General features: G+C 69.3%; 1 protein-coding gene. It reads left to right on the top strand.

Annotated features, from left to right (window positions below):
• On the top strand, window positions 1–479 hold a 479-nt coding region (locus tag LPA54_RS37320), incomplete at both ends, for an immune inhibitor A domain-containing protein (RefSeq protein WP_228984890.1).

The raw sequence follows: 479 nt of genomic DNA, 5'->3' as shown, positions 1-479 counted from the left end.
CAACGAGGCCCGCTACGGCTCCAACAAGTGCGTGCCCGACAACTGCGCCTGGTACGCGGTGCAGGACGGCGTCACCGCCTGGGCCGAGCAGCAGAAGGCCGCAGGACGGACCGACGCCCAGATCAAGGCGCAGCTCTCCCAGTACGACCTGTGGGACCGCTACGACTTCGACGGCGACGGCGACTTCAACGAGTCCGACGGTTACATCGACCACTTCCAGATCGTGCACGCCGGTGAGGACGAGTCCGCCGGCGGCGGCGCCCAGGGCGAGGACGCGATCTGGGCCCACCGCTGGTACGCCTTCGGCACCGACGCCGGCGCCACCGGCCCCGAGAACAACAAGCTCGGCGGCACGCAGATCGGCAACACCGGGATCTGGGTCGGCGACTACACCATCCAGCCCGAGAACGGCGGACTCGGCGTCTTCGCCCACGAGTACGGCCACGACCTCGGCCTGCCGGACCTCTACGACACCCAGG

This window comes from Streptomyces sp. DH12 (genome assembly GCF_020873895.1).
Lineage (GTDB): Bacteria > Actinomycetota > Actinomycetes > Streptomycetales > Streptomycetaceae > Streptomyces.
The sequence above is the reverse complement of the archived record's forward strand: the minus strand, read 5'-3'. Positions and strand labels throughout refer to the sequence as shown.